We start from the raw sequence: 602 nt of genomic DNA on the forward strand, positions 1-602 counted from the left end.
AAGCGAACCATCGAGGAAACGTGGCGCCATCTGGGCTTACTCGCCGACACCATAAAGCCAGAGGAATGCGCCAACTACTTCTCAAATGCCGGCTACGCTTCCGTCAAAACATGAAAGGCTCTAGTCACTACTTTTTGTTGCCGTTGCCGGAACTTCCGTTCCCGTGCCCGTTGCCGGAATTTCCGTTTCCGTTTCCTTCGTTCCCGGTACCATTCCCCCCACCGTTCCCGTTGCCGTTGCCGGAATTTCCGTCTCCGCCGTTGCCAGAATTCCCGTTTCCGTTTCCTTCGTTCCCGGTACCATTCCCTCCACCGTTCCCGTTGCCGTTGCCGGAATTTCCGTCTCCGCCGTTGCCGGAATTCCCGTTTCCGTTTCCTTCGTTCCCGGTACCATTCCCCCCACCGTTCCCGTTGCCGTTGCCGGAATTTCCATCTCCGCTGTTGCCACTTCTTGAATTGTCAGTGTCCGAGTTGCTGCCGCCCTGGTGACCATCGTGACCCTGGCCGCCGCCCTGGTGACCTTGGTTGCCCGAGTTGCCGCCGCCCTGGTGACCATCGTGACCCTGGCCGCCGCCCTGGTGACCTTGGTTGCCCGAGTTGCCG

General features: G+C 59.6%; 1 protein-coding gene and 1 pseudogene. One reads left to right on the plus strand and one right to left on the minus strand.

All coding sequences use genetic code 11. The annotated features are described in order from the left end of the window. A pseudogene (locus tag IB248_RS30930) lies at window positions 1–114 on the plus strand (IS630 family transposase); the annotation flags it as partial. Between the two features lie 6 nt (window positions 115–120). Here IB248_RS30930 and IB248_RS30935 read toward each other — a convergent pair. Then, on the minus strand, window positions 121–602 hold a 482-nt coding region (locus IB248_RS30935; protein WP_210333101.1), incomplete at its 5' end, for a hypothetical protein.

It is taken from the genome of Rhizobium sp. RHZ01 (genome assembly GCF_014851595.1).
GTDB classification, from domain to species: domain Bacteria; phylum Pseudomonadota; class Alphaproteobacteria; order Rhizobiales; family Rhizobiaceae; genus Rhizobium; species Rhizobium altiplani.